This is a genomic window from Armatimonas sp., from assembly GCF_031410135.1.
GTDB lineage: Bacteria > Armatimonadota > Armatimonadia > Armatimonadales > Armatimonadaceae > Armatimonas.
This window is the reverse complement of record NZ_JANNYP010000803.1, coordinates 1-3,406: the sequence shown is the minus strand read 5'-3', so window position 1 is coordinate 3,406 and position 3,406 is coordinate 1. Positions and strand designations below refer to the sequence as shown.

Annotated in this window: 3 protein-coding genes; all 3 read left to right on the top strand. The window is 58.9% G+C overall.

All coding sequences use genetic code 11. The features are described 5' to 3' along the window. The coding region (locus RMO15_RS33500; protein ID WP_369016180.1) for a peptide-methionine (R)-S-oxide reductase at positions 1-141 on the top strand (141 nt) is incomplete at its 5' end. Positions 142-267: 126 nt separating this feature from the next. Then, on the top strand, positions 268-2,943 hold the full coding sequence (ppdK, locus tag RMO15_RS29490) for a pyruvate, phosphate dikinase (protein ID WP_309721572.1): 2,676 nt from the start codon (positions 268-270) through the stop codon (positions 2,941-2,943). 78 nt (positions 2,944-3,021) lie between these two features. Further along, positions 3,022-3,406, top strand: a 385-nt coding sequence (locus RMO15_RS29485) for a HEPN domain-containing protein (RefSeq protein ID WP_309721569.1), incomplete at its 3' end; no start/stop codon positions are given.

Below are 3,406 nucleotides of genomic sequence, written 5' to 3'. Positions count from 1 at the left end.
CTCTGTAGCCGCTGCCTGGGCCACTTAGGCCATCTCTTTGATGATGCCAACGGCAGCTTTGGTATACCTAAAACGCCTACAGGGTTGCGTTACTGCATGAACTCGGGGGGCATGAAGTTTATTCCCGCCAAGAAACCGTAGGTGGTAGATTGATGGCATTCGGGGTATAATCGAAAGGTTTTTGCCGCGCCACAGAAGGCTTCCTTAGGGATCACTTTTGGGCGCGGCATTTTTACGAATTTTTTTAACCCGGAGAAAAGTTGACCTATGGCAACACAGAAGCGTGTTTGGCTCTTCCGTGATGGTGACAAGAGTATGCGCGACCTCCTCGGCGGAAAAGGTGCAAACCTCGCCGAGATGACCAATATCGGACTGCCCGTTCCCCCTGGCTTTACGATCACGACCGAAGTCTGTACAGACTACTATGCAGAGGGCCGAGCGCTTCCTGCCGGTCTGTTGGACGAGATGAAGGCTGCGCTGGCCGATGTGGAGAAGCAACTGGGCAAGACCTTTGGCGACGTTAAGAACCCGCTCCTGCTCTCGGTGCGCTCGGGTGCTCGTTTCTCGATGCCCGGAATGATGGACACGGTTCTGAACCTGGGCCTCAACGACGCGATTGTAGACGAGTACGTGAAAGTCGCCGATCCGCGCTTTGTCTACGACTCCTACCGCCGCTTTATCATGATGCTCTCCGACGTGGCGTTCTCGGACAAGTTCGACCACATTACCAAGCACGACTTTGAGCACAAGTTCTACGATCTGAAGAAGAAGCTTGGCGTCAAAGAGGACCTGGAAGTTCCCGCCGCGAGCCTCAAGGAGCTCTGCGACGACTACAAGGCACATGTGCTGAAGCAGACCGGCTCCGAGTTCCCGCAAGACCCGATGACGCAGATGACCGCCGCTGTTGAGGCCGTCTTCCGCTCCTGGAACAATGAGCGTGCGTTTATCTACCGCCGCAAAGAAAAAATCGACGACTCCATTGGAACTGCGGTGAACGTGCAGGCGATGGTCTTTGGAAACCAGGGCGACGACTGTGGCACGGGTGTGGCGTTTACCCGCGATGCCTCGACTGGTGAGAATGTCATTCTCGGCGAGTACCTGATGAACGCGCAGGGCGAGGACGTGGTTGCTGGGGTTCGTACCCCCATGCCCATCTCCGAGCTGAAGCGCCAGGACCCGATGATCTACAAGCAGTTCGAGGAAACCTGTGCCGTTCTTGAGAAGCACTACCGGGACATGCAGGACATCGAGTTCACGATCGAGCACGGGAAGTTCTTTATCCTCCAGTGCCGCTCCGGCAAGCGCACCGGCCCCGCTGCGGTGAAGATCGCGGTGGACCACGTGAACGAGGGCCTGATCACCAAGGCCGAGGCGATTGCGCGTGTGGAGCCCAATCTGCTCACCCAGTGTCTGCTTCCCGTGATTCCGGGCAATGCCAAGTATAAAGTGATCGCCAAGGGCCTGCCTGCAGGACCTGGAGCGGCGACCGGTACCGTGGTGTTCTCCTCGGACAAGGCCGCTGAGCTGGGCAAGGGCGGCAAGGGCGAGCGCGTGATCTTGGTGCGTGCCGACACCAACCCGGATGACCTCAAGGGAATGCTGGCCGCGCAGGGCGTCCTGACCGAGCGCGGGGGAATGACCTCTCACGCCGCTCTCGTGGCCCGTGGCTTTGGAATCCCGACGGTGGCAGGCTGCTCTGAGATCGCGGTCTCGGACACGTCGTTTCTTGTTCATGCAACCGGGCAGATCATCAAGGAGGGCGACTATATCTCCCTCAATGGTGCACTCGGCGAGGTGATCGAGGGCCAGGTTCCGGTCGAAGAGGCCAAGATGACCGGCGACTTCGGCACGTTTTTAGGCTGGGCCGATGAGTTCCGTGGCAAGTTCGGGGTTCGTACCAACGCCGATACGCCTGCCGACACGAAGCTAGCGATCTCGTTAGGCGCCGAGGGTATTGGCCTCTGCCGCACCGAGCACATGTTCTTCGAGGGCGAGCGTCGCCCCGTGGTGCAGCGCATGATCCTGGCCAAGAACGATGCCGAGCGCCAGAAGGCTCTCGACGATCTCCTGGTGTTCCAGCGTGAGGACTTCAAGGGCATCTTTGAGGCACTTGACGGCATGCCCGCCACGATCCGCCTGATTGACCCGCCGCTGCACGAGTTCCTGCCCCACGCCGGGGAAGTTGCCGCCGAGCTGCGCGAGCTGCTCAACCGTGGCGCTGCCGGAACGGTGGTTGCGGAGAAGGCGACGCTCCTGGCTGCGATTGAGAACATGCACGAGATCAACCCCATGATGGGGCTTCGTGGCTGCCGCCTCTCGATTGTGTTCCCGCAGATCGTGGAGATGCAGACCCGCGCGATTCTTGAGGGAGCCGCGCTGGTGATCAAGGCCGGTGGACAAGCCGTTCCTGAGATCATGATCCCGCTTGTCGGGCATGTCAACGAGCTGAAGTTCGTCAAGGATCGCCTAGAGGCAACCGCCAAGAAGGTCGTGGAAGAGCAGGGTGTGGAGATTCCCTACCAGTTCGGCACGATGATCGAGGTGCCGCGTGGTGCGCTGACCGCCGATGAGATCGCCGTCGAGGCGAGCTTCTTTAGCTTCGGCACCAACGACCTGACCCAGATGACCTTCGGGTTCTCGCGTGACGACTCGGCGACGTTCCTGCGTCCCTACGTCGATCACAAGATTCTCCCGATTGACCCGTTCGAGTCCATTGACCAGACCGGTGTCGGCGAGCTGATGAAGATCGCGGTTGCCAAGGGTAAGGCCGTGCGCCCGGACATCAAGCTGGGAATCTGCGGTGAGCACGGTGGCGAGCCCACGTCGGTGATGTTCTGCTACAACATCGGCCTGAACTACGTCAGCTGCTCTCCGTACCGTGTCCCAATCGCCCGCCTGGCCGCCGCACAAGCCGCACTTGGCAAGGGCGTCAGCGACAAGTAGGTAGCCTCCTCGTCCCCAATAATGGGGGAACAAGGGGATGATAAGATAGGGCCGGAGGCTTCCGCCTCCGGCCTTTTTATGACGGATGAAGAACGACTTAAGGTGAATGCTTGGCAGGCGGTCTCGCGGCAGGTTCTGCGTACCGCGTGGCTGGCGTTTTACGGTGAGGACTTCAGGAGCACAGTGAATCGTGCTTACTACGCCGTTTATCAAGCAGCGACAGCTATCAGTGTGGAGCATGGTGATGCAGAACTCTTTCCTCACGGCTGGAACAACCCATCCCACGATCAGCTCCCTAGTTTAATTCGTAATAACGGATCGTTAGAAACAGAAACACGTCGTAAGGTGGCACGCCTGTTGCGTGAACTACGTACTTTTCGAGAAGATGCCGACTACAGACCGGGCCGTACAATTCTACGGGCACAGGCTTTGCACTGTACACAAGAAGCGGCCTATGTACTGG